The organism is Winogradskyella maritima (assembly GCF_042650215.1).
Classification (GTDB): Bacteria; Bacteroidota; Bacteroidia; order Flavobacteriales; family Flavobacteriaceae; genus Winogradskyella; species Winogradskyella maritima.
In genome coordinates, this window is the sequence record NZ_JBHSAT010000004.1 from 1,880,319 (window position 1) to 1,901,195 (window position 20,877).

The 20,877-nt window shown below is 37.7% G+C and carries 17 protein-coding genes; 12 read left to right on the forward strand and 5 right to left on the reverse strand.

The genetic code is table 11. From position 1 onward, the window contains the following. Positions 1–135: 135 nt before the first annotated feature. On the reverse strand, positions 136–954 hold the full coding sequence (gene panB / locus ACFOSX_RS09640; protein ID WP_386099892.1) for a 3-methyl-2-oxobutanoate hydroxymethyltransferase: 819 nt from the start codon (positions 952–954) through the stop codon (positions 136–138). A gap of 53 nt (positions 955–1,007) precedes the next feature. On the opposite strand from panB, the gene ACFOSX_RS09645 reads away from it, so the two are divergent. After that, positions 1,008–1,523: a nuclear transport factor 2 family protein gene (locus tag ACFOSX_RS09645; protein WP_386099895.1), complete on the forward strand. Its 516-nt coding sequence runs from the start codon at positions 1,008–1,010 to the stop codon at positions 1,521–1,523. 83 nt (positions 1,524–1,606) lie between these two features. Here ACFOSX_RS09645 and ACFOSX_RS09650 read toward each other — a convergent pair whose 3' ends face one another. Together ACFOSX_RS09650 and ACFOSX_RS09655 are read right to left on the reverse strand one after the other, a co-directional pair. Beyond that, a complete protein-coding gene (locus ACFOSX_RS09650) occupies positions 1,607–3,031 on the reverse strand; it encodes an L-serine ammonia-lyase (RefSeq protein ID WP_386099898.1) in 1,425 nt (474 codons plus the stop codon). 537 nt (positions 3,032–3,568) lie between these two features. Beyond that, complete coding sequence (locus ACFOSX_RS09655; protein ID WP_386099901.1) at positions 3,569–4,048, reverse strand: dihydrolipoamide dehydrogenase; 480 nt, start codon at positions 4,046–4,048, stop codon at positions 3,569–3,571. Between the two features lie 198 nt (positions 4,049–4,246). Between ACFOSX_RS09655 and dnaK the strand changes: the two genes are divergently transcribed. The 9 genes from dnaK to ACFOSX_RS09700 all read left to right on the forward strand — a co-directional run bounded on the left by dnaK (position 4,247) and on the right by ACFOSX_RS09700 (position 18,044). After that, positions 4,247–6,151 (forward strand): molecular chaperone DnaK, encoded by a 1,905-nt coding sequence (dnaK, locus tag ACFOSX_RS09660; protein ID WP_386099904.1) that lies wholly within the window; start codon positions 4,247–4,249, stop codon positions 6,149–6,151. 214 nt (positions 6,152–6,365) lie between these two features. Continuing rightward, positions 6,366–7,370 (forward strand): NADPH-dependent aldehyde reductase Ahr, encoded by a 1,005-nt coding sequence (ahr, locus tag ACFOSX_RS09665; RefSeq protein WP_386099907.1) that lies wholly within the window; start codon positions 6,366–6,368, stop codon positions 7,368–7,370. A gap of 148 nt (positions 7,371–7,518) precedes the next feature. After that, positions 7,519–10,401 carry a sensor histidine kinase gene (locus tag ACFOSX_RS09670; protein ID WP_386099910.1) on the forward strand — a complete coding sequence of 961 codons (2,883 nt, stop codon included), beginning with the start codon at positions 7,519–7,521 and terminating at the stop codon, positions 10,399–10,401. Beyond that, positions 10,398–11,138 carry a LytR/AlgR family response regulator transcription factor gene (locus tag ACFOSX_RS09675; protein WP_386099913.1) on the forward strand — a complete coding sequence of 247 codons (741 nt, stop codon included), beginning with the start codon at positions 10,398–10,400 and terminating at the stop codon, positions 11,136–11,138. The genes ACFOSX_RS09670 and ACFOSX_RS09675 overlap by 4 nt, the downstream gene beginning before the upstream one ends. 96 nt (positions 11,139–11,234) lie before the next feature. Next, a complete protein-coding gene (locus ACFOSX_RS09680; RefSeq protein ID WP_386099916.1) occupies positions 11,235–13,529 on the forward strand; it encodes a T9SS type A sorting domain-containing protein in 2,295 nt (764 codons plus the stop codon). Positions 13,530–13,717: 188 nt separating this feature from the next. After that, positions 13,718–14,947 carry a class I SAM-dependent rRNA methyltransferase gene (locus ACFOSX_RS09685; protein WP_386099919.1) on the forward strand — a complete coding sequence of 410 codons (1,230 nt, stop codon included), beginning with the start codon at positions 13,718–13,720 and terminating at the stop codon, positions 14,945–14,947. Between the two features lie 319 nt (positions 14,948–15,266). Next, positions 15,267–16,214: an NAD(P)H-dependent flavin oxidoreductase gene (locus tag ACFOSX_RS09690; RefSeq protein ID WP_386099922.1), complete on the forward strand. Its 948-nt coding sequence runs from the start codon at positions 15,267–15,269 to the stop codon at positions 16,212–16,214. 139 nt (positions 16,215–16,353) lie between these two features. Further along, positions 16,354–17,634, forward strand: a complete 1,281-nt coding sequence (locus tag ACFOSX_RS09695; RefSeq protein ID WP_386099925.1) for a hypothetical protein — start codon at positions 16,354–16,356, stop codon at positions 17,632–17,634. Between the two features lie 86 nt (positions 17,635–17,720). Then, on the forward strand, positions 17,721–18,044 hold the full coding sequence (locus tag ACFOSX_RS09700; protein WP_386099928.1) for a YtxH domain-containing protein: 324 nt from the start codon (positions 17,721–17,723) through the stop codon (positions 18,042–18,044). Here the strand turns inward: ACFOSX_RS09700 and ACFOSX_RS09705 are convergent. Next, positions 18,041–18,619, reverse strand: a complete 579-nt coding sequence (locus ACFOSX_RS09705) for a GNAT family N-acetyltransferase (RefSeq protein WP_386099931.1) — start codon at positions 18,617–18,619, stop codon at positions 18,041–18,043. The genes ACFOSX_RS09700 and ACFOSX_RS09705 overlap by 4 nt on opposite strands. Continuing rightward, positions 18,616–19,254: an alpha/beta hydrolase gene (locus ACFOSX_RS09710; protein WP_386099934.1), complete on the reverse strand. Its 639-nt coding sequence runs from the start codon at positions 19,252–19,254 to the stop codon at positions 18,616–18,618. The genes ACFOSX_RS09705 and ACFOSX_RS09710 overlap by 4 nt, the downstream gene beginning before the upstream one ends. A 50-nt stretch (positions 19,255–19,304) precedes the next feature. Between ACFOSX_RS09710 and ACFOSX_RS09715 the strand changes: the two genes are divergently transcribed. Both ACFOSX_RS09715 and ACFOSX_RS09720 read left to right on the forward strand, forming a co-directional pair. Continuing rightward, on the forward strand, positions 19,305–19,730 hold the full coding sequence (locus ACFOSX_RS09715; RefSeq protein WP_386099937.1) for a PaaI family thioesterase: 426 nt from the start codon (positions 19,305–19,307) through the stop codon (positions 19,728–19,730). A gap of 2 nt (positions 19,731–19,732) precedes the next feature. Continuing rightward, complete coding sequence (locus tag ACFOSX_RS09720) at positions 19,733–20,848, forward strand: chorismate-binding protein (RefSeq protein WP_386099940.1); 1,116 nt, start codon at positions 19,733–19,735, stop codon at positions 20,846–20,848. Positions 20,849–20,877: the final 29 nt, after the last annotated feature.

Consider the following 20,877-nt stretch of genomic DNA (forward strand, 5'->3'; position numbering starts at 1 on the left):
GATGCAAATTCATTCCCGAAACGTCGGGTTTCATTTATCATTTGTTAAAGATACACAGGGTATATGAAGAATTTTGATTAAAGGTATTCAATTTGAGTAAGCGTTCCTCCCCTTGGGGGAGGCTAGGTGGGGCACTTAATACTGCTCCCCATCATTAGGAAAACCACCTGACTTCACATCCTTGCCATACTGTTCAAAAGCATTGGTCATTTCCTCATAAAGATTCATGTAACGTCTTAAAAATCGTGGATTGAATTCGTGGGTCATGCCAACCATATCGTGAGTTACCAACACTTGACCGTCAACGCCCGAGCCTGCTCCAATTCCGATAACAGGAATACTCACGCTTTCAGCAACTTCTTGAGCTAGTTTCGCAGGAATCTTCTCCAAAACGATACCAAAACAACCAGCTCTTTCGAGCATTAAGGCATCCTGCTTCAGTTGCTCAGCTTCTTGTTCTTCCTTGGCTCTTACAGTATATGTTCCGAATTTATATATGGACTGCGGTGTTAATCCTAAGTGGCCCATTACTGGGATTCCGGCGTTAATAATTCTCTTTATAGATTCTTTCACTTCCTTGCCACCTTCCATTTTAACAGCGTGGCCACCACTTTCTTTCATAATTCTAATGGCAGAACGAAGTGCTTCTTTAGGGTCACTTTGATAGCTTCCAAAGGGCAAATCAACCACAACTAAAGCTCTATTAATAGCACGAACAACAGACGAAGCATGATAAATCATTTGGTCTAAAGTTATTGGCAAAGTGGTTTCATGACCAGCCATAACGTTACTTGCAGAATCACCTACGAGTATAACATCGATGCCTGCGCCATCTACGATTTTTGCCATAGTAAAATCATAGGCAGTTAGCATGGATATTTTCTCACCTCGAGATTTCATGTCTACCAACGACTTTACCGTAATTCTTTTATATTCTTTCTTAGCTACTGACATAGTTGATTGTTATAAGACTGTAAAAATAATGAGATTTGTTAAACTTTGATTCAATGCCAATCAATATTGCTAACTTTCAGAATGAATCAAACAATAATTATACTAGAATGAAATCTATAGCTACGCTTTTTATTTGCCTTTTTTCAATTGGGATATTTGCGCAAACCTCTGAAGAAGACGCCGTAAAAAATACCATCGATACGTTTTTTGAAGCATTTCATAAACAAGATACCGTTGCTCTAAAGTCAATGGTGACCAAAGAGGTTATCTTACAGAGTATTGGAAAAGGTAGGGAAGGTGATGTCCGATTAAACACCAGCGAATTTCATCAGTTTATAACATCCATAGCATCTATTCCTAAGGATAAAGGTTTTAAGGAAAAATTATTAGGCTACGAGATTAAGATTGATGGCGATATGGCCAACGCATGGACACCCTACGAATTTTGGTTTGATGGAAATTTCAGCCATTGCGGTGTCAATTCCTTTCAGCTTATTAAACTGAATGGCGATTGGAAAATCTTTTACCTAGTGGATACACGACGCCGAGAAGGTTGTCAAACTAATTAGCGGGACTAGTAAAAGCTATATTTTCCGTCTGAGTAATAGTTCCTCCCCTTGGGGAGTCCCGACTCTTCGGGAAGGTGGGGCTTCTAACAATCACTCATATTCACCTGCACCGCCAATCCACCAGTGCTGGTTTCCTTATATTTTGTAGTCATATCCTTTGCCGTTTCCCACATGGTGGCGATAACTTTATCTAACGGAATCTTCACATTCTTAGGGTCGGTATCTAAAGCCATTTCACAAGCATTGATGGCTTTAATAGCACCCATAGCATTACGCTCTATGCAAGGAATTTGCACCAAACCTGCAATAGGATCACAAGTTAATCCGAGGTGATGTTCCATAGCGATTTCAGCGGCGATTAAAACTTGCTCTGGACTTCCACCCATAAGTTCCGTTAAAGCACCTGCGGCCATAGCGGATGAGACACCAATCTCTGCTTGGCAACCACCCATTGCGGCAGAAATGGTTGCTCCTTTTTTGAAGAGGCTTCCAATTTCGCCAGAAACTAAAAGGAACTTTTTAATATCGTCGAAATTGCCATCATGGTTTTCAATGACTAAATAATACATCAAAACGGCTGGAATCACTCCAGCACTGCCATTGGTAGGCGCTGTCACTACACGACCTAATGATGCATTTACTTCATTAACCGCCAAGGCAAAGCACGATACCCATTTTAAGATTTGACGAAACTTCACTTCCGTATTTCTAATCGCAAAAATCCATTCAACTGCATTGGTGTATCTAATCTCGCCTTTTAGTTTTTCATGGGTTTCATATGCGCGTCGGGTTACATTGAGTCCGCCGGGAAGAATACCTTTGGTATGGCAACCGGTGTACATACTATCCAACATCACATCCCAAATGGCTTGTATTTTGGCATCAATTCTATCAGGTGAGCGCAGGGATAATTCATTTTTAAGCACTAATTCACTAATGGTACAGTTTTGTGAGGCACAATGCTCCAAAAGCTCTGTGGCTTTTTCTGTAGGAAATGGAAAAGCACTAAAACGTTCTATTTGTCGCTTGGCGCGTTTTCGTTCTTTTTGTACAACGAAGCCACCTCCAATGGAATAATAGGTGTCACTTACTGTTTTACCATTTCTTAATGTAGCCCTAAACGTAATTCCGTTGGGATGAAATTCTAGAAATTTCCGATTGAACTTTATGTCTTCTTCAAGATGAAAAGGAATTGGCTTCTCAAGATTGAGCATTAAGGTTTTTGAAGTTTTAACCTTTTCAAGCTGTGCTTCAATTTCATCAATAGGGAAGCTAACCGGGTCAGTTCCCAACAAACCCATAACTACGGCAATATCCGTGGCATGACCTTTCCCTGTTAGAGATAGTGAGCCGTAAAGGTCAACAGATACCGATGCCACCATGGTAAATTGCTCAACACGCTGTAATTTCTCAATCCAGGTTTTGGCGGCGCGCCAAGGGCCAAGCGTGTGCGAACTCGATGGTCCCACACCAATACTCAGCATATCAAAAACGGAAATACTTTCCATCCACAAATCTATTTAGTTGGTAAAGCAAATATACAGTTTGTTAGATATAAAGAAGCCTGAAAACTTCCTTTCAGGCTTTTAGATAATTACTTAATAATCATTTCGACTGGGCAAGAAAAACCTCATCATATAAGGTCAACGATTTATAAGATTTGAAGAACCAGTTTATTCCCGATTAACTGTACGACTTTATCAGTCGTTTTCTGTTCACGTCCTCAAAATTTTGAGATTGTTGTTAAAATATTCTCGTCGCTACTCCAATTCCAAGATTTGTTCTGTTTTTTCCAAAGACGCGAGTCATTTCCACACCTAATGCGTTGGACGTAAAACCCATTGAAAAATTCCCCAGACTCTTTAAAATAAAAGTATTGCTCATATTTATTATTGTCATAGCGATTATTTTTCTTGAGTGTTATTTTACGATCAGGAGACCGCAAAACCACATCCCATTTACCAATAAATTGGCTTTGGGATTGTGCTCCGGAGATTGCGAATAGTAATGCGGAAACTACGACTAGTATGAGTTTCAATATTCTGTTATTTTACGTAACTCATTACTTCGGAAAAATTGGTGGCATCAATATTGTTACTGTTTATAAAGTCTACAGGCAATATTACGATTCTGAACGTTTGGTCTAAGGTGTCACCTTGTAATAAAGAATTAAAATCAAATGTTGAAGGAGCATCAATAAAAAGAGTGATTAAATCAAAACTGTGCTCAAAGTTATACTGAAATTGCTCGCCTGTAGACGTAAAAACGGTATCAGGAAGCAATCTCCAAATGTCAAATCCATCAGCATCAACACCAACTAAATGGTAAGCTAGTACCATATCGGTTTCAAATAGTTCAATGTTTGTGGGTATAGAAAAAGTCTGTTCATAGTTTGGTGCTACGAGATCTACAGTTCGTTCAAAAGACTGTGCAGCAATAAAATTGTTTTGAACCTCTACGACTTCTTCGGTTGTACAAGCTGTGAATAAGGAAATGATGGTAATAAATGTAAGTATGCGTTTCATAATAGGATAGTTTTTTCAGAAAGGTATCAAGAAGCGTTCCATACTCTTGATGCAATAGAATAAAATGTGAATTCCAATTCTGACAGCTTGTCATATTTTTTGTCATGGCACAAAACTTGACTTATACTATGCGAATTAAAAACAAACATTTTAAGAGTTTCGTCTCGGCGAAATTCATTTAAAACACAACTATATATTATGAGTAAGATAATTGGAATTGATTTAGGTACAACCAACTCTTGCGTCTCTGTAATGGAGGGTAACGAGCCAGTTGTAATTCCTAATGCTGAGGGTAAGCGCACCACACCTTCGGTAATCGCTTTTGTTGAAGGCGGCGAAATTAAAGTGGGCGATCCTGCAAAACGTCAGGCAGTTACAAACCCAACTAAAACGGTTTATTCTATTAAGCGTTTTATGGGGAACAAATATTCTGAATCTAAGAAGGAGGCAGAACGTGTACCCTATAAAGTGGTAAAAGGTGATAATGATACGCCACGAGTAGACATCGACGGTCGTCTATACACACCACAAGAATTATCAGCAATGATTCTTCAAAAAATGAAGAAAACGGCTGAAGACTATTTAGGTCAAGATGTTACAGAAGCAGTAATTACTGTACCGGCGTATTTTAACGATTCGCAACGCCAGGCTACTAAAGAGGCTGGTGAAATTGCAGGTCTTAAAGTAAGACGTATCATTAATGAGCCAACTGCAGCAGCTTTGGCTTACGGAATGGATAAAAAAGGTGTTGACCAGAAAATCGTGGTATTCGATTTTGGTGGTGGTACGCATGATGTTTCCATTCTAGAATTAGGTGATGGCGTATTTGAAGTATTGGCAACAGACGGCGATACGCACTTAGGTGGAGATGATGTTGATGAGAGAATCATCGACTGGTTGGCTGAAGAGTTTAAGGCTGATGAAGATATCGATTTACGTAAAGACCCAATGGCTTTGCAACGTTTAAAAGAAGCGGCTGAAAAAGCAAAGATTGAATTATCATCTTCTGCACAGACCGAAATTAACTTGCCTTACGTAACGGCTACAGCAAGTGGTCCAAAGCACTTAGTTCGCACATTGACACGTTCAAAGTTTGAACAGCTGATCGATGATTTAATCAAACGTACAATTGAGCCATGTGAGTCTGCATTAAAGGCGGCTGGTTTATCAAAATCAGATATCGATGAAATCATCTTGGTTGGTGGTTCCACACGTATCCCAGCGGTACAAGCAGCTGTAGAGAAGTTCTTCGGAAAAGCACCAAGTAAAGGTGTAAACCCTGATGAGGTAGTGTCTCTAGGAGCAGGTATCCAAGGTGGTGTATTGACAGGTGATGTTAAAGACGTTCTTCTATTGGATGTTACGCCATTATCATTAGGTATTGAAACTATGGGTAATGTGATGACTAAGTTGATTGAGGCTAATACTACGATTCCGACAAAGAAATCACAGGTATTCTCAACAGCGGCGGATAATCAGCCATCGGTAGAAATTCACGTACTACAAGGTGAACGTCCAATGGCGGCAGATAATAAAACGATTGGTCGTTTCCATTTAGATGGTATTCCACCAGCACGTCGAGGAACACCGCAGATTGAAGTAACTTTTGACATCGATGCCAATGGTATCATTAAAGTATCGGCTGAAGATAAAGCCACTGGTAAGAAACAAGATATTCGAATTGAAGCGTCATCTGGATTAACCGAAGAGGAAATCCAAAAGATGAAAGCAGAAGCGGAAGCTAATGCTGAAGCAGATGCTAAAGCGAAAGAAACAGCGGATAAATTGAATCAGGCAGATGCTATGATTTTCCAGACTGAAAGTCAATTGACGGAGTTCGGTGATAAGCTATCGGATGATAAAAAGAAGCCAATCGAAGATGCATTGGAAGAATTGAAGAAAGCTTACGAAACTAAAGATGTGGCTGTTATTGAGCCAGCTTTAGAAAAAATCAACGAAGCTTGGAAAGTTGCTAGTGAGGAAATGTACAAAGCCCAAGCTGAAGCACAGCAAGGCGGTGCAGGTCCAGATGCAGGCGCACAAGGTGCTCCAGCGGATGAAACTAGTGATGTAGAAGACGTAGACTTCGAAGAAGTGAAATAAGTGAAATAGCATTTTATTTTTAAAATGCGTTATTGAACTTATCCCGAATTTACTTCGGGATCTCATGAAAATAGAAAAAACGCAATCGTTAATTCGGTTGCGTTTTTTTATGATTTGAAGTGTATTCTTTTTTAAATTTTATTCAAAACTTAAGAAGAAACCAACATTGGATAATAATATTCATGTCGTATATTTAACACAAAACCAATACATTATGAAAGTCAATGCATATGCCGCTAAAGAGGCAAAGTCAGAATTAGAAAAATTTGAATACGAGATAGGCGACATCGGAAACGAGCAGGTGGATATTAAAGTCCATTATTGTGGTTTATGCCATAGTGATATTAGTATGATTAATAATGACTGGGGCATGTCTGAGTACCCTTTAGTCCCTGGACACGAAATTGTTGGTGAGGTTCTCGATGTCGGAAGCGAAGTCAAAGGCATCAAAAAAGGTGACAAAGTTGGAATGGGTTGGTATAGCGCGTCCTGCATGCATTGTAATCAGTGTATGGATGGTAAACAACATTTGTGCAGTACTGCCGAAGGCACCATCATAGGTCGTCATGGTGGCTTTGCGGATGTTGTCCGCGTTCACTGGTCTTGGGCTACATTGCTACCCGAAGGTATCGACATGTCTAAGGCAGGACCATTATTCTGCGGAGGTATTACAGTTTTCAACCCCATCGTATTGTCGGGAGTTCAACCAACAGACAAGGTTGGTGTCATCGGTATTGGCGGATTGGGGCACATGGCGCTTAAGTTTCTAAAAGCTTGGGGTTGTGAAGTCACGGCATTTACATCGAGCAAAGATAAATCTGATGCACTTAAAAAAATGGGAGCTCACAATGTTGTTGATTCTACCGATTCTAAGGAATTGGAAAGCATCGCAGGCACTTTAGATTTCATTTTGAATACTACAAATGTAAAATTAGACTGGGATGCCTTTTTAACAACTTTGGCACCTCAAGGAAAATTACACACGGTTGGTGCCGTTCTAGAGCCGATGGAAATTCCTGCCTTTAGTATGATTTCAGGCGAAAAATCAGTGGGAGGAAGCCCATTGGGAAGTATAGCCTTAACTCGAAAAATGTTAGAGTTCTGCGTACGCCACGATATTTATCCGACGGTAGAGGAATTTAAAATGGAAGATGTCAATGAGGCTATTGAGCATCTAGAAGCAGGTAAAGCCCGATTTAGAATTGTACTAAAAGCATAGGAGCATCCTAAAATTTATAATAAAAGCGCAATCGTTAATTCGGTTGCGTTTTTTTTGTTTTAAAATTCATTCTCTCTTCGGAAAGTATTTTCTTTAGCCTGGAAATAATTTTAATCGGTTAAAGGTTTTAAAAGGTTCTTGCATTATCTTGAAGTATTCAATTATCTTATTCCTCTATTTAGCTTTTCTCATACCTCAATTTGCAGAAGCGCAACATCCTGTGTTTTATCATTTAACGGAAGATACTGGACTACCCGATGAGGAATTTTATCAGGTTTTAGAAGATCTTGATGGATTTATATGGCTAGCGGCGAACAAGGGGCTTTTTAAATATGATGGCAAGACTTTTGAGCTGTATTCGCATCCAGAACAAAAAGGTCTTTCCGTATTTAATCTGAGATTAGATAACGCTGGCCGATTATGGTATAATAACATTTCAGGTCAATTTTTTTATATTGAAAACCAACAGATCCATTTGTTCAAGGACTTGGAAGAATCTACAAATGGTCAATTATCAGATTTTTATGTAAGCGATTCGGATATAATCCTTAACACAGTTAATGGGTTATTAGCGATTGACAGAAAAAGTAAATCGCCACAAAAACTGTTTGATTCAAAAATTATTCCTCGGGCTATATTTCATCAAAATGATAGTTTGTTTTTTATTAAAAATCAAGCTTTAAATCTTACAACCAATCTCAAAGATGTCAGCTCGCGCACCGTTTTGGATGTACTTTTAGACAGGAAATTCACGCATGTAAAGATTATCAATATTCCAAAAGGAAAGTTAGTATATGCATTGAATTCTGAAGTCAGAAAAGCGCCTATTGAGGTCTTGTGGTACAAGAATGATGAATTGCTACATTTAGATGTACAAGATTATTTGAAAGATAGATTCATTCAAAATGCAAAGTTTTTAGATGGTAAGCTTTGGTTTTGTACAGACCGTGGTTTAATCGCATTCGATTATATATCTGATAGCTTTGTATATAACCGAGGTTTCTTTGAATCTAAATCCATTACGGATATTATTGTGGATAAGTTTGGCAATTATTGGGTAACGACCTTAGAGGATGGTATTTATCTTATGCCAAATCTAGATGTCTTGTCTTACAATATAAATGAAGCCGTTACTGCATTTGAGGTCATCGGAGAAAGCGAACTTATTTACGGTACTAAAAGTGGCTCCTTAAAACGATTAGATATCAATAATGGAAGCGAGAGTGAAATTTTAGTAGAGTCTGGAAATAGAATTGTGGATGTATCTGCTTCTAATGCTAATGTTTTTGTTGCTTCGGGACCAGTTTCATTTCTCTATGATAAGTATGAAAAAAGAATCAGTAAAATTCCACATTATAATTTTGCAAAAGAGATAACAGCTATCAATGATTCTGCCGTGATTTACACCTTAAGCAATGGGGCCAATATAACCACTCTGAATAATCCGAAGATAATTACGCTAAGAAACAAACGCGCGTACACCAGTTTTTTTGATTCAAAGTTTAAAACCTTTTATGTTGGTTTTGTAGATGGATTAAAACAGTTTTATACAAATAATGAAAGTATTGACATTCTTTATAATGGCACGCCCATTTTTGCCATTGACATGACGCAAACTGACGATGGCATTGTTTGGGTTTCCACATTTAGTGATGGCGTGTTGGGTATTGATGATGGAAAGGTAATTCAAGTGTATAACACAGAAAATGGCCTTCTAAGTAATAGAATCATGAAAATCAATTCGGACGGAAATGATTTGTGGATCGTTTCTGATCAAGGGATTCAAGGCTTGGACATCGGCTCAAAAACTATGCAAAATTTAACCAAACGAGACGGTATTGTAACATTTAACATATCAGATATAGCAATTTCTGAAACCTCGATTTTGGTAAGTACCAATCAAGGCATTCTAAAGATTTTGAAAGACAGAAATTTTAAACCTAAAGTAACTTCCGATTTCTATTTTTCAGATATCAAAATTGAAAATAAATTCGTCCCTTCTAAAACAGAGTATGTTCTAAATTCTGATGAAAATAAAATTCAATTTAAATTGTCTACCAATGGTTTTCTTGCAGAAGAGAATCTTAAGTATTTTTATAAACTCGAAAAAAAGGGGATCGAAGAGTCTTGGAGTGAAGTCACAAACACCTCCTCCGAAATTATTTTTGACAACCTTGCCTCAGGAAAGTACCTTTTTAGCGCTAAGTCTGTTGACTTAGCTACAGATTTCGAATCTGAAATTAAGACGACAATCATCTCCATCTTGAAGCCTTTTTATCTTAGATGGTGGTTCTTAATGTTAAGCAGTTTATTGATTTTGCTTAGTTTTTATATATATTTTTTAAAACGGATTTCCAAAATCAAAACCAAGCAAAAAGCCAATTTAGAGAAAGAACGTTTAGAACGTCAGTTGGCATCTTCAAAATTAGAGAGCCTGCAGGCGCAGATGAATCCACATTTTACATTCAATGCACTTAATTCCATTCAAAACTTGGTGTTGAAAGGGGATAGGGAACAAGCATACAGCTATCTAACCACTTACGCCGACCTTATTAGAAGAAATTTAAATCACAGCAAAAAGACCTTCATTGACTTTCATGATGAAGTGGAAACCATTAAACGCTATTTGGAACTTGAAAAATTAAGATTCCGAGAGAATTTTGAATATTCAATTTTGGTAGATACGACTATTGGTGCTATTGAGATTCCTGCTATGATCATTCAGCCGTTTATTGAAAATGCTATTAAACATGGATTGTTGCACAAGACCGACGGTCTAAGGCTCTTAAATATTGAGTTTAGAATTGCTGGGGTTTTAGAATGCATCATCTTGGACAATGGCGTTGGTTTTCAAATATCAAAAGAAATAAACTTAAAGAATAACCGACCAAGTTCGTTTTCTACCCAGTCCATAAGAGAGAAATTAGAAATTATCCGGAAGATTTACAAAATGGATATTGGTTTTGAATATGAAGACCTAGAGCAGGGCACAAAGGTTACGCTCAAAATACCATTTAATAGAACCTTATGACAATACTTAAGACGCTTATTGTTGATGATGAAGTAAATGCTAGGGAAAACCTCAGATTTCTCCTTGATTTTTATTGTAAAAATGTTGAGGTAGTTGCAGAAGCTTCCAATGTCGATGAGGCTGTGGAAGCTATTAATAAACTTCAGCCACAACTTGTTTTTCTTGATATTGAAATGCCCAAGAAAAACGGGTTTCACCTTTTTGAAACGTTCAGGGAGCCAGACTTTCAGGTAATTTTTGTTACGGCTTATGACACTTATGCGCTAAAGGCGTTTAAAGTTTCTGCTTTAGATTATCTTCTAAAACCTATAAACACAGAGGCGCTAAAGTCCGCTATATCTAAGGCAGTACGGCAAGTGGATATTAAACTATCCCTTAAAAAGCATCTCGATATATTAAAAGAGAATACCAAAAGCATAGAGCGAATAGCTATACCTTATAAAAGCGATTATGTCATTCTTAACCTAAAGGATGTCAGTTGTATTGAGGCTAACAGAATGTACTCAAAGCTCTACGTTGCCGAGAGGACCTCTTACTTAGCGTCTAAAAAATTGAGTTATTATGAAGATTTGTTGGCTGATCAATCAAGGTTCGTAAGGGTGCACCGATCATGGTTAATTAATTTAGATCATGTTGAGACCTATTCAAAAAGAGAGAAATGTCTTACTCTAAAATATGGAAGAATCGTTCCTTTAAGTAAATCGTACAAACTTCAATTCGAATCGGTTTTTATTTAATCTTCGAAGGGAAATTAAATAATACCATCCGGAAACAATTTCAAACCTAAGGTACTTTAGCACCCTTTTTTTGTTCAAAAATTAAACCCAATTATTATGAACAAAATTTTACACTTTACATTTAATTTGATTTTGGCCCTCTCTTTTGGATTTCTGAGTGCGCCTTTAAATGCCCAAATCCCGAACGACTATTTGGCAAGGTATGATTTTACTGCCGGCTCTGTAGTGAATGAAGCAGATCCAGGAAACGGTAATTTAACCGGGGCAAGTTTTACATTTACTGCTGATCGTTTTGGAAACACCAACAACGCTTTATTTTGTAATAACGTTAGGGCTAACGGATATGTAATCCAGGGACCTTTAAATGAATTTGCCATAGGATTTTGGGTAAGAATGGCTGGTCCCATTGACCCAAATGAAGAACGTGTTATTGATATAGCAGACTCCAATGGTAACGGTATTTATATAAGTAGGTCTGCAAATGCCAGTAATAATTTTAGAATTCAATTTCGTGTTGGCAATGTAGTAACCTCCAAAAATTTTGCGTCTACGGCACTGGCAAATGGCAACTGGTCTTACATCGTTTTGCAGTCTAATAAGTCTGGTAGCCTGCATGATGTTGATTTTTATTTTAATGGTAATTATGAAGTTGGTATCTCTAATGATCTTAAACTGACGTCAAACTCTACTGCGTTTCCAAACAGTGCAGAATTAATTATAAACAGAGCAAGCAACTTTGCAGGTAATGTAGATGATATTCAGTTTTTTGATAGAAAGTTATCAGCCACGGAGATAAGTGATATTTACAATAACGTGAGTTCTGGAAACATTATTTACGTTGATGCAAGTAATGGTGTGAGAAATACGTTCGATGGTATGTCTTGGGCAACAGCTTATCCAGATATACAGACTGCTCTATCTGTAGCCAATTCAGGCAGTGAAGTATGGGTAACGTCTAATGGAACCTATTTTCCATCAAGTAACCTAGATAGGAATGAAAGATTTACTATAACTAGTGATATTTCCATTTATGGGGGCTTCAATGGTACAGAGACTTTACGCTCTGAGAGAGATTTAGCATTGAATGGAAGGACTGTGGTATCTGGAGACCTCTTACAAGATGATTCTAACCCAGCGCCCATTACTGCACCAGGCCCAAATAATGCCTCTAGGGCTGATAACTCTCGCACATTATTTCGTATTTCGTCTCCTAACGTAACAATCGATGGGTTTGAACTTAGGGATGCATATGGAGACGCAACAGCGAATGCCGTGGATATTAGTGGCCACGGTGGGGGCATTTATGTTGATATTACAGCGACTGGTGGTACCATTGAAATTGCCAATTGTAGATTTACGCAGAATTATGTTGTTGGTTCTGGTGCAGGCATATATTTTAGACCAGCAAATTCATTGAATTCGCCCAATCAGAATAATTCATTTAATGTTTCCAATTGCATTTTTGACTATAATTATTCGAGACATGGCTCAGGTATTTTTATTCAAGCAGATATTTCAAATATTTCATCTAGCATTCAAAATTCATTATTTCATGATAATGTCTCTGGTCTAACAGTTGGTCAGGGTGCTGGCCAGGGAGAATTCGCAAGTTCTATATGGGTGATTAACGGAGATAGTACGTCAGAAATATTCGTAGATATTTTAAATAATACTTTTGTGAACAATAAGGAAACGGATAATGCAAATGTCTCCGTTGCAGATAATGAGCGTAGCACTGTTGTAATTACTCATTTTGGCGCTGTTGGAACAGGCATAAGAACGCATGCAAATATTCATAACAACCTGTTCTCCGATAATCTGTACACGTTGAGTTCATCACAACCGAGTCCAGTGTCCTATGGTAGAACGACTACAGATCCAGATATAGTTGTTTCCTATTGTGCAGATATCAACGGATTTTCAGCTATTGATCCTTTTTTCAAATCAAATATTATAACGGCACCTATATCATTTGTTAATGCTGCTAACAAAGATTACAGATTGGATACCGCTTCCAATCCAGCAGTCGATTCAGGCGACAATAGTCTTGTAGACTCAACAGAAGATTTATTAGGCAACCAAAGGATTTTCAATACTATCGTAGATTTAGGGGCTTACGAGTTCAATTCCACATTGAGCACAAATGATTTTGATGGCGGTATAGAACTTAGGCTATATCCAAATCCATTTAGCGATATGCTGTATATTGATTTGCCATCCGCAACAGAATTAAAGTCGTTAATTGTATTTGATATTTTGGGTAAGTCAGTCATCAAGTTTGAAGAGCCAAAACAACGAGTTGATTTGTCTGAACTCACATCCGGAATGTATCTTTTAAAGATAGAAATTGTTGACGGAACTTCCTTCACTAGACGAATCCTTAAAAAATGAGACTGACCATAAAAAAATATAGATTAGAACTTTTTATAATTATCTTTTACGGAATATTGTTTTATGTATTGTTCTAGCATTTTGAGTAACTAAATATTAAAGACCACTGTAAAGTGGTCTTTTCTGCTTTAAGCGTTATGGCCATTTAAAAGGCATAAATACATTACTTTTGAAGCTTAATTCAACCCATGACATTTTCATCAAAAATAAAGTCAGAACGTCAACCCAATCGTCTCGCCACAAAGCTCAATGCCAAAGGCGAACGCTCAGTGTTGCAGGGCCATCCATGGGTGTTTTCCAATAGTATAGTTAAGATAAACGACGATGCAGAGACAGGAGATTTAGCGATTATATTTAGTAAGAATAAAAACAAGGTTATCGGTTTTGGCTTGTACGATGCCAACTCTCCGATTCGAATAAAGATGCTATATTCAGACGTTGAGAAAGTTCAGATTAATTCTGAATTTTTCAAGTCGCAAATCGACAAAGCGTTTCAAAAGCGAGAGGCTCTTTTTCAAACGGAGACGAATAGTTATCGCTTGCTATTTGGTGAAAACGACGGTTTTCCAAGTCTTATTGCTGATGTGTATGCTACCGTTTTGGTCATCAAACTTTATTCTGAAATTTGGTTACCGTATTTAGAAGACATTGTAAAACATCTTCAAACTATTTCAAATGCCGAAACGATTGTATTAAGATTGAGCCGTGGACTACAAAACTCGAAACGACACCAGTTCAAAGATGGAGAAGTCATTTTTGGAGAATTGGATGATGAGGTTGTGGAATTCAAAGAACATAGTATTGATTTTTCAGCTAACGTCATTAAAGGTCACAAGACAGGATATTTTTTAGACCATCGTGAAAACCGAAGACGTGTAGGAGAGCTGAGCCAGGGAAAAACGGTGTTGGATGTATTTTCCTATGCTGGTGGATTCTCGGTTCATGCTTTAGCCAATGGCGCTTCGGAAGTCACGAGTTTGGATATCAGCAAGCAGGCCCTGGAGATTGCAGAAGAAAATGGGAAGCGAAATGAGTACAATGGTATTCATAAGACCATTGCTGGAGATGCCTTTGTAGAACTACGTAAACTGATTCAACTAAAAAAGCGTTTTGATGTCGTAGTAATCGACCCGCCAAGCTTTGCGAAACAAGCGTCTGAAATTGATTTAGCAAAAAAGAAATACGCTGAGTTAGCAACATTAGGAAGTCAGTTAACGGCCAAGAATGGTTTATTGGTTTTGGCCTCTTGCTCAAGCAGGGTTATTGCCCAATCGTTTTTCGATTTAAACAACCGTATATTATCCCAACAAGAGAGGCACTTCGAACTGATTGATAAAACCCAACACGATATTGATCATCCCATTAGTTTCCCAGAAGGCGCTTATCTAAAATGTGGCTATTATCAATTTTTTGATTAACCTTAATTGCGAATACCTTCACCCAGATTGGTTCTAATTCCGACAAAGTCGGAAGCAACGATTTTCAGAAATAGCGAGCTCTAAATAATGTTCAATTTTATTTTCTAGGATTGAAAGTTCAATACTTTTTATGGTCTTTCTTTTTCAATTATTGGCGAGCGTTACGCAGTAATTTCCTAATAAATCGTTTTGAATTTTTGTTTCGTTTTGTTTCAAGACAAAATGAAAAGAAGTTATAGTTGAATTTTGTTATGCTTGCATAATAAAATTTAAATTATATTTGTACATATAGTTAGTCTCTTCTATACCACAATTTACCATGCAAACAGAACTTACCAAACAACTCAATATAACGTATCCTATTATTCAAGCGCCAATGTTTCTGGTATCTAACGTTGCTATGGTAACTGAAGCGATGAAGGCAGGTATTGCAGGTTGTATTCCCGCATTGAATTACAGAACCTTAGACGAATTAAGAGAGGCGTTACAACAATTGAAAGCAAACAAAGTTGAAGGTGGTGCTTTCGGATTCAATTTAATTGTCAACAAATCGAATTTAAAATATAAAGGGCAGCTCGAGGTAATTTGCGAAGAAGGTTGTGATTTCATCATCACGTCTTTGGGCAGTCCAGAAGAGACAATCAGACAGGCAAAAAAAGCAGGAATACGTGTGTACTGTGATGTTGTCGATTTAAAATTTGCTAAAAAAGTGGAAGGTCTTGGAGCAGATGCGGCCATTGCTGTAAACAATGAAGCAGGCGGACATCGTGGTAATTTAACACCAGAGGAATTAATAAAATCGCTTTCAGAAAACTTGTCTATTCCAGTCATTTCTGCCGGAGGTGTTGGTTGTAAAGCTGACATTGATAAAATGTTGGGTTATGGCGCTGAAGGTGTTTCTGTAGGTAGTCCATTTATTGCATCGATTGAAGCTGGTGTTACAGATGAATACAAGCAAGCTTGTGTAGACTATGGCGCAGATGACATTATAATGACAGAACGTATTTCTGGAACGCCATGTACAGTCATCAATACACCTTATGTTCAGAAAATAGGAACCAAAGCCACTTGGATAGAAAACCTTTTGAATAAAAACAGGAAGCTGAAGAAATGGGTGAAGATGATCCGGTTTTCTATTGGAATGAAAGCCACAGAAAAGGCGGCCAAAAAAGCGACTTATAAAACCGTTTGGGTGGCAGGCCCTAGTATTGAGCATACTAAAGAAATTCTTCCGGTAAAAGCTATTGTACAAAAATTGATTAGTTAACAGTCTGTGTTGCGCAACAACTCAATAACTCAACAATAAAAAAACAAACAACAAACAACATTCGTAATGAGTTAGTTTGAAATGGTATAGCGTTACCCCATTTGTCTTCTAGAATTTATTTTTGCAAAAACCGCTAATCATGCTAAAAAAAATAGGGATTACCATTCTGATATTAGTATTGGTCACTATAGGCCTTATTTATTGGTCGGTAAGCGGTAGCCCTAAATCCTTCGGGAGAGCTGTATTGGTTGATTTTGATTCAGTAGAAGATATCAATTTCAAAGATTATGATTCGGTACTTATCTCTGCAAGTAATGCGTTTAACGCTGATGGATTAAAACGATTTATGCAAGGGCATCAATATAGAGATGCTTGGGCCGCTAAAGTAAAAGTTCCTATTCTTTATTTGGATTCACTTAACGGTGGTATGACCATAGTCAAAGAAGGCGGAGGCAAGCAAACTCACTCTTTACGTTTATTGGGAGGAGATAGTATTACCTATACAATTAGAAGCGTCAATAAAGACCCAAAGCCCTTAATTCCTGAATTTGCTAAGACCTTAGGCTTGGAGAATATTATTGAAGACGGTATCTCTGCACAGCACCCATATGCAGCAATCTTAGCAGCAGCATTATCCAAACCAGCGAATGTTATAAGTACCTATCCAAAAATGTTTTTTGTTCCCGAACAAAATGCACTAGGAAAATATAACGAAGAGTATGGCAACCGCCTGTTTCTGCTAGAATTTGAAACTAAGAGCAAAAAAAACTGGACGCCTCTAGATAGTATTTCAGAAATCATTGATACGGATAATCTCCAGAAAATGCGTAAAAAGATTGGGCAACGAATTCAAGTTGATAAACGTGCTTTGATTAGAAGTCGTTTGTTCGATATCATTATTGGCGATTGGGACCGACATGCGAAGCAGTGGGGATGGGCTATTCAAAAAGTGGATAGTCTCAATTTTAAAGCTATTCCTGTTGCTGGTGATAGGGACAACGCCTTTTTTATGGTTGATGGTATTATTCCAACGATGTTGTCTAATAAAAATGCTGTTAAAGAATTACGTCCTTTTACTTCTGAAGTGGATTATATGGAAGGTTTAGTCTATCCGTTCGACCGTTATTTTCTTTTGAATACGCCTCCAGAAATGTTTAAGTCTGAAGCTAAATTTCTTCAAAATAATTTGAATAATGAAGCCATTGAAGAAGCTCTTCAAAAATGGCCAAAAACCATAAGAGAATTGAATGGTGAGGATATCGCCCGAAAATTAAAAAGCCGAAGAGATAGTATAAATGTCTATGCGCTAGAATTCAAAAAAATTATCGACCGACAAGGCCCGCTGGCAAACCATCTTAAAGGGTCCAAGAAACTAGAACTCAATCACGGTCTGCAAAGTTGTTTTGAGTGCGATAATTAAGAATAAAACATTTAAACGCTTAATCTGTAACAATTTGAAGGTTTTACAGACCTATAAAGTAAACACAATAATTTAAAAGAAAAATTATGATTCAGTTTAAAGGCGCCCTCGTTTTGGGCACATTGATAGGAGCAGGCATTGGCGTTTTAATGGCGCCAGATAAAGGAAGTGTCACAAGAGACAAACTCACAAAGGAAGGTGTTGCTGTAAAAGACCAATTGGTTTCAGATTTAAAAGAAGTCAAGGAAGATTTATCTAAAGCTACGGCTTCTAGAAAGGAAAAAATCAACCATGAAGCAGGAGAATTTAAAGTAAAAGCAAGTCAAAAAGCAGAAAAAGCGATTACCTTTTTAGAAAAGCAATTAGCCATCCTTAAAGAGAAGAACAAGACGCTTCAGCATACAACTTAAAAGTTTTTAAAAATGGTCGATTTAATAGTCGGCCATTCCTCTTTCAATATTCCATAGCAACAGGTACTTCGCCTAAAACCATCTTTCATCACGGTATCTTTTCGTAAAATTCCTTCAAGCGTAGCGCCTAATTTTTCTACTGCGCGACGTGATTTGCCATTGCGTTCATCAATTCGGAACTCAACCTTTTCAAATTGCATATCTTCAAAGGCATGGGTTAGCATCAGTGTTTTTATGGCGGTATTGAGCCCAGTGCCTTGAAATTTTTTACCCATCCAAGTCCAACCAATATGCAATGTTTTGTTTTTGTTACTTATTAATCCAAAACGTGTACTTCCGGCGTAGTCCTTCAATTGCTTGTCATAAATTATGAATGGTAGGATGGTTTTCTCAACGTACCCTTTAACCGCAGTTTCTACATAATTCTTGAAAAGTGTAGGAGTTGAAATATTTGATGGGGAATAATAAATAAGGTCTTTTTCAGAAGCAATGGTATTCAAAAGTTCATAGTTTTCCATTGTGAGAAGTTCAAGTCTTGCTCTTGAATTCTCTAAGATGATATTTTCAGTATTCATATTAAATTGTTTATATAATCCACATTCACCTCATGTTTGCCTTCAAATAGAACAATCTCCAAGCGTTCTCCAAATAGGTCTTTTGCCCGTTGGGATTCTAAGTCAATCCGTTCTGTTGTAAGATATTGGTCTTGCTTCCCGCAAATTAATTTTACCTTGGTTTCTATAGGTAAGAATTCAAAATCTTCATTGGTCAATTCAACAGGAATCCCGCCAGAATGCAACACCAAAATATCACATTTAAGTTGCCGTTTTGCCACTAGTCTCGAGATAATACTCACACCTTGTGAATACCCGAATAGAATAATGTTTTTATCATCTGATATATTTTCAAAAGCTAAAATCTCATCCAGATAATTCATGATATTTTCCACCCCAGCTTCCGTATTATCTCGCGTCAGCCAATTGGCACCAACGTGCATTTTAGGCTGAATGTAATATTTGCTCGGGGCTTGTGGTGCAATGATGTAATTGTCTACGGGAGGTAAACCTTTAAAATATTTTAAGAAGTATTTGCTGAGGTAACCCATCCCGTGAAAGACGAACCAAACGTTTTTTGTCTTGGACGTGTTTTGATTTAAGGTGCTGTAGGAATTCTTTGTGCTGTATTGAACTTCCTTCTCTTGTAAATTCATATTTAGTTGTGGGTTCAGTATCTTTGTGAAACACTAAAAGTACTGCATTTATGCAAATGTCTAAAGACGAATTACTAAGAAGAGCCAATTTGGCAAGTAAGAATACACTGATGGAAACCTTGGATATAGAAATCATTGATTTTACCGATGAAACCCTTACGGCACGTATGCCTGTGACGCCAAGAGTACATCAGCCAGACGGTGTTCTGCACGGCGGTGCAACCGCCGCATTGGCGGAAAGTGTAGGTAGTTTTGCATCGCATATTTTTATAAATACCGAGGAGTTTTTTGTTAGAGGTTTAGAGATAACAGCAAATCACTTAAAGAGTGTCAAGGAAGGCTATATCTATGCCAAGGCCTCTTTTTTGCATCGTGGAAGAACGACTCAACTGTTAGATATTCGTGTGACGGATGAAGCGGACAATTTAATCTCTATCTGTAGATTATCAACCATTACACTACCGAAAAAGAAATAGTTTTGGACAGCAATTCTTTTTTCGAAAAAATACAAGAACAGTATAAGGCAGAATTGCCCTTTGTGGTGTTTAGTCGTTCCATAAACAATACCATTAAATGTTGGTTGCAAAAGGATGACGAGTTACGATTGACGGACACGTTTTCAGAATCGGGCTATGTATTTTCTCCGTTTGATTTGAATCAGTCTTCGGTTGTTTTTCCTGCGGAACATTCAGAACAACTGATTATTAAAGCCGACTTTGGAGTACCTTCCAATTTACCTGAGGACAAAATGGCTTTAGAGGATTCTGAAACATACATGCAATTGATTGAAAAGGCAATCCATAGCATGAAAACTTCTGAAATGACAAAAGTGGTCTTGTCGCGTTCAGAAGATATTGAACGTCCAAAAACAAGCATTTTCAGACTTTATAAACGATTGTTGGCCAAATATAAAAATGCCATGGTTTATTGCTGGTACCATCCTAAAGTAGGGTTGTGGATGGGAGCCACGCCAGAATTATTATTTAAAGTTGAAGGTGCGCAACTAACCACAATTTCTTTGGCCGGAACACGTAAGTCTGATGTTGAGACTTCAATCGACTGGACGCCAAAAGAGCTAGAAGAACAACAAATTGTAACGGACTATATTTCTGAGCAAATTGCGTCGTTTACGAGTTCCAAATCCATTTCCAAAACAGAAACAGTTAAAGCGGGTCATTTACTGCATCTTAAAACACGTATTTTGGCAAGGGTACAATCCAACAGAGCAGAACTAAAACCGATTATTGAAGCTTTGCATCCAACACCGGCAGTATGCGGATTCCCTAGAGAATTAGCTCAGGAATTCATACTTAAAAACGAAAATTACAAGCGTGAGTATTACACAGGCTTCTTGGGCGAAATGAACATTAAAACCCGTTCCGAGCGGAATAGAAATCGCCGAAATGTGGAAAATAGCGCCTATGCCAGTTATGGTTTAAACAGTTATCTCTATGTGAACCTGCGTTGTATGAAAATAGATGATAACCATATTAAAATCTATGTAGGTGGAGGTATTACAGAAGCCTCTGAACCTCTAGCCGAATGGGAAGAAACTGTCAACAAATCCCAAACCCTAAAGTCTGTTATTTATTGAAAACGGTTCTAAAGTAATTGCGTTAATTA

Excerpts from the sequence above, each read along its gene's own strand:
- panB (WP_386099892.1), bottom strand. The coding sequence starts at position 954 with ATGTCAGTAGCTAAGAAAGAATATAAAAGAATTACGGTAAAGTCGTTG.
- ACFOSX_RS09645 (WP_386099895.1), top strand. The coding sequence starts at position 1,008 with ATGCCAATCAATATTGCTAACTTTCAGAATGAATCAAACAATAATTAT.
- ACFOSX_RS09650 (WP_386099898.1), bottom strand. The coding sequence starts at position 3,031 with ATGGAAAGTATTTCCGTTTTTGATATGCTGAGTATTGGTGTGGGACCA.
- ACFOSX_RS09655 (WP_386099901.1), bottom strand. The coding sequence starts at position 4,048 with ATGAAACGCATACTTACATTTATTACCATCATTTCCTTATTCACAGCT.
- dnaK (WP_386099904.1), top strand. The coding sequence starts at position 4,247 with ATGAGTAAGATAATTGGAATTGATTTAGGTACAACCAACTCTTGCGTC.
- ahr (WP_386099907.1), top strand. The coding sequence starts at position 6,366 with ATGAAAGTCAATGCATATGCCGCTAAAGAGGCAAAGTCAGAATTAGAA.
- ACFOSX_RS09675 (WP_386099913.1), top strand. The coding sequence starts at position 10,398 with ATGACAATACTTAAGACGCTTATTGTTGATGATGAAGTAAATGCTAGG.
- ACFOSX_RS09680 (WP_386099916.1), top strand. The coding sequence starts at position 11,235 with ATGAACAAAATTTTACACTTTACATTTAATTTGATTTTGGCCCTCTCT.
- ACFOSX_RS09685 (WP_386099919.1), top strand. The coding sequence starts at position 13,718 with ATGACATTTTCATCAAAAATAAAGTCAGAACGTCAACCCAATCGTCTC.
- ACFOSX_RS09690 (WP_386099922.1), top strand. The coding sequence starts at position 15,267 with ATGCAAACAGAACTTACCAAACAACTCAATATAACGTATCCTATTATT.
- ACFOSX_RS09695 (WP_386099925.1), top strand. The coding sequence starts at position 16,354 with ATGCTAAAAAAAATAGGGATTACCATTCTGATATTAGTATTGGTCACT.
- ACFOSX_RS09700 (WP_386099928.1), top strand. The coding sequence starts at position 17,721 with ATGATTCAGTTTAAAGGCGCCCTCGTTTTGGGCACATTGATAGGAGCA.
- ACFOSX_RS09705 (WP_386099931.1), bottom strand. The coding sequence starts at position 18,619 with ATGAATACTGAAAATATCATCTTAGAGAATTCAAGAGCAAGACTTGAA.
- ACFOSX_RS09710 (WP_386099934.1), bottom strand. The coding sequence starts at position 19,254 with ATGAATTTACAAGAGAAGGAAGTTCAATACAGCACAAAGAATTCCTAC.
- ACFOSX_RS09715 (WP_386099937.1), top strand. The coding sequence starts at position 19,305 with ATGCAAATGTCTAAAGACGAATTACTAAGAAGAGCCAATTTGGCAAGT.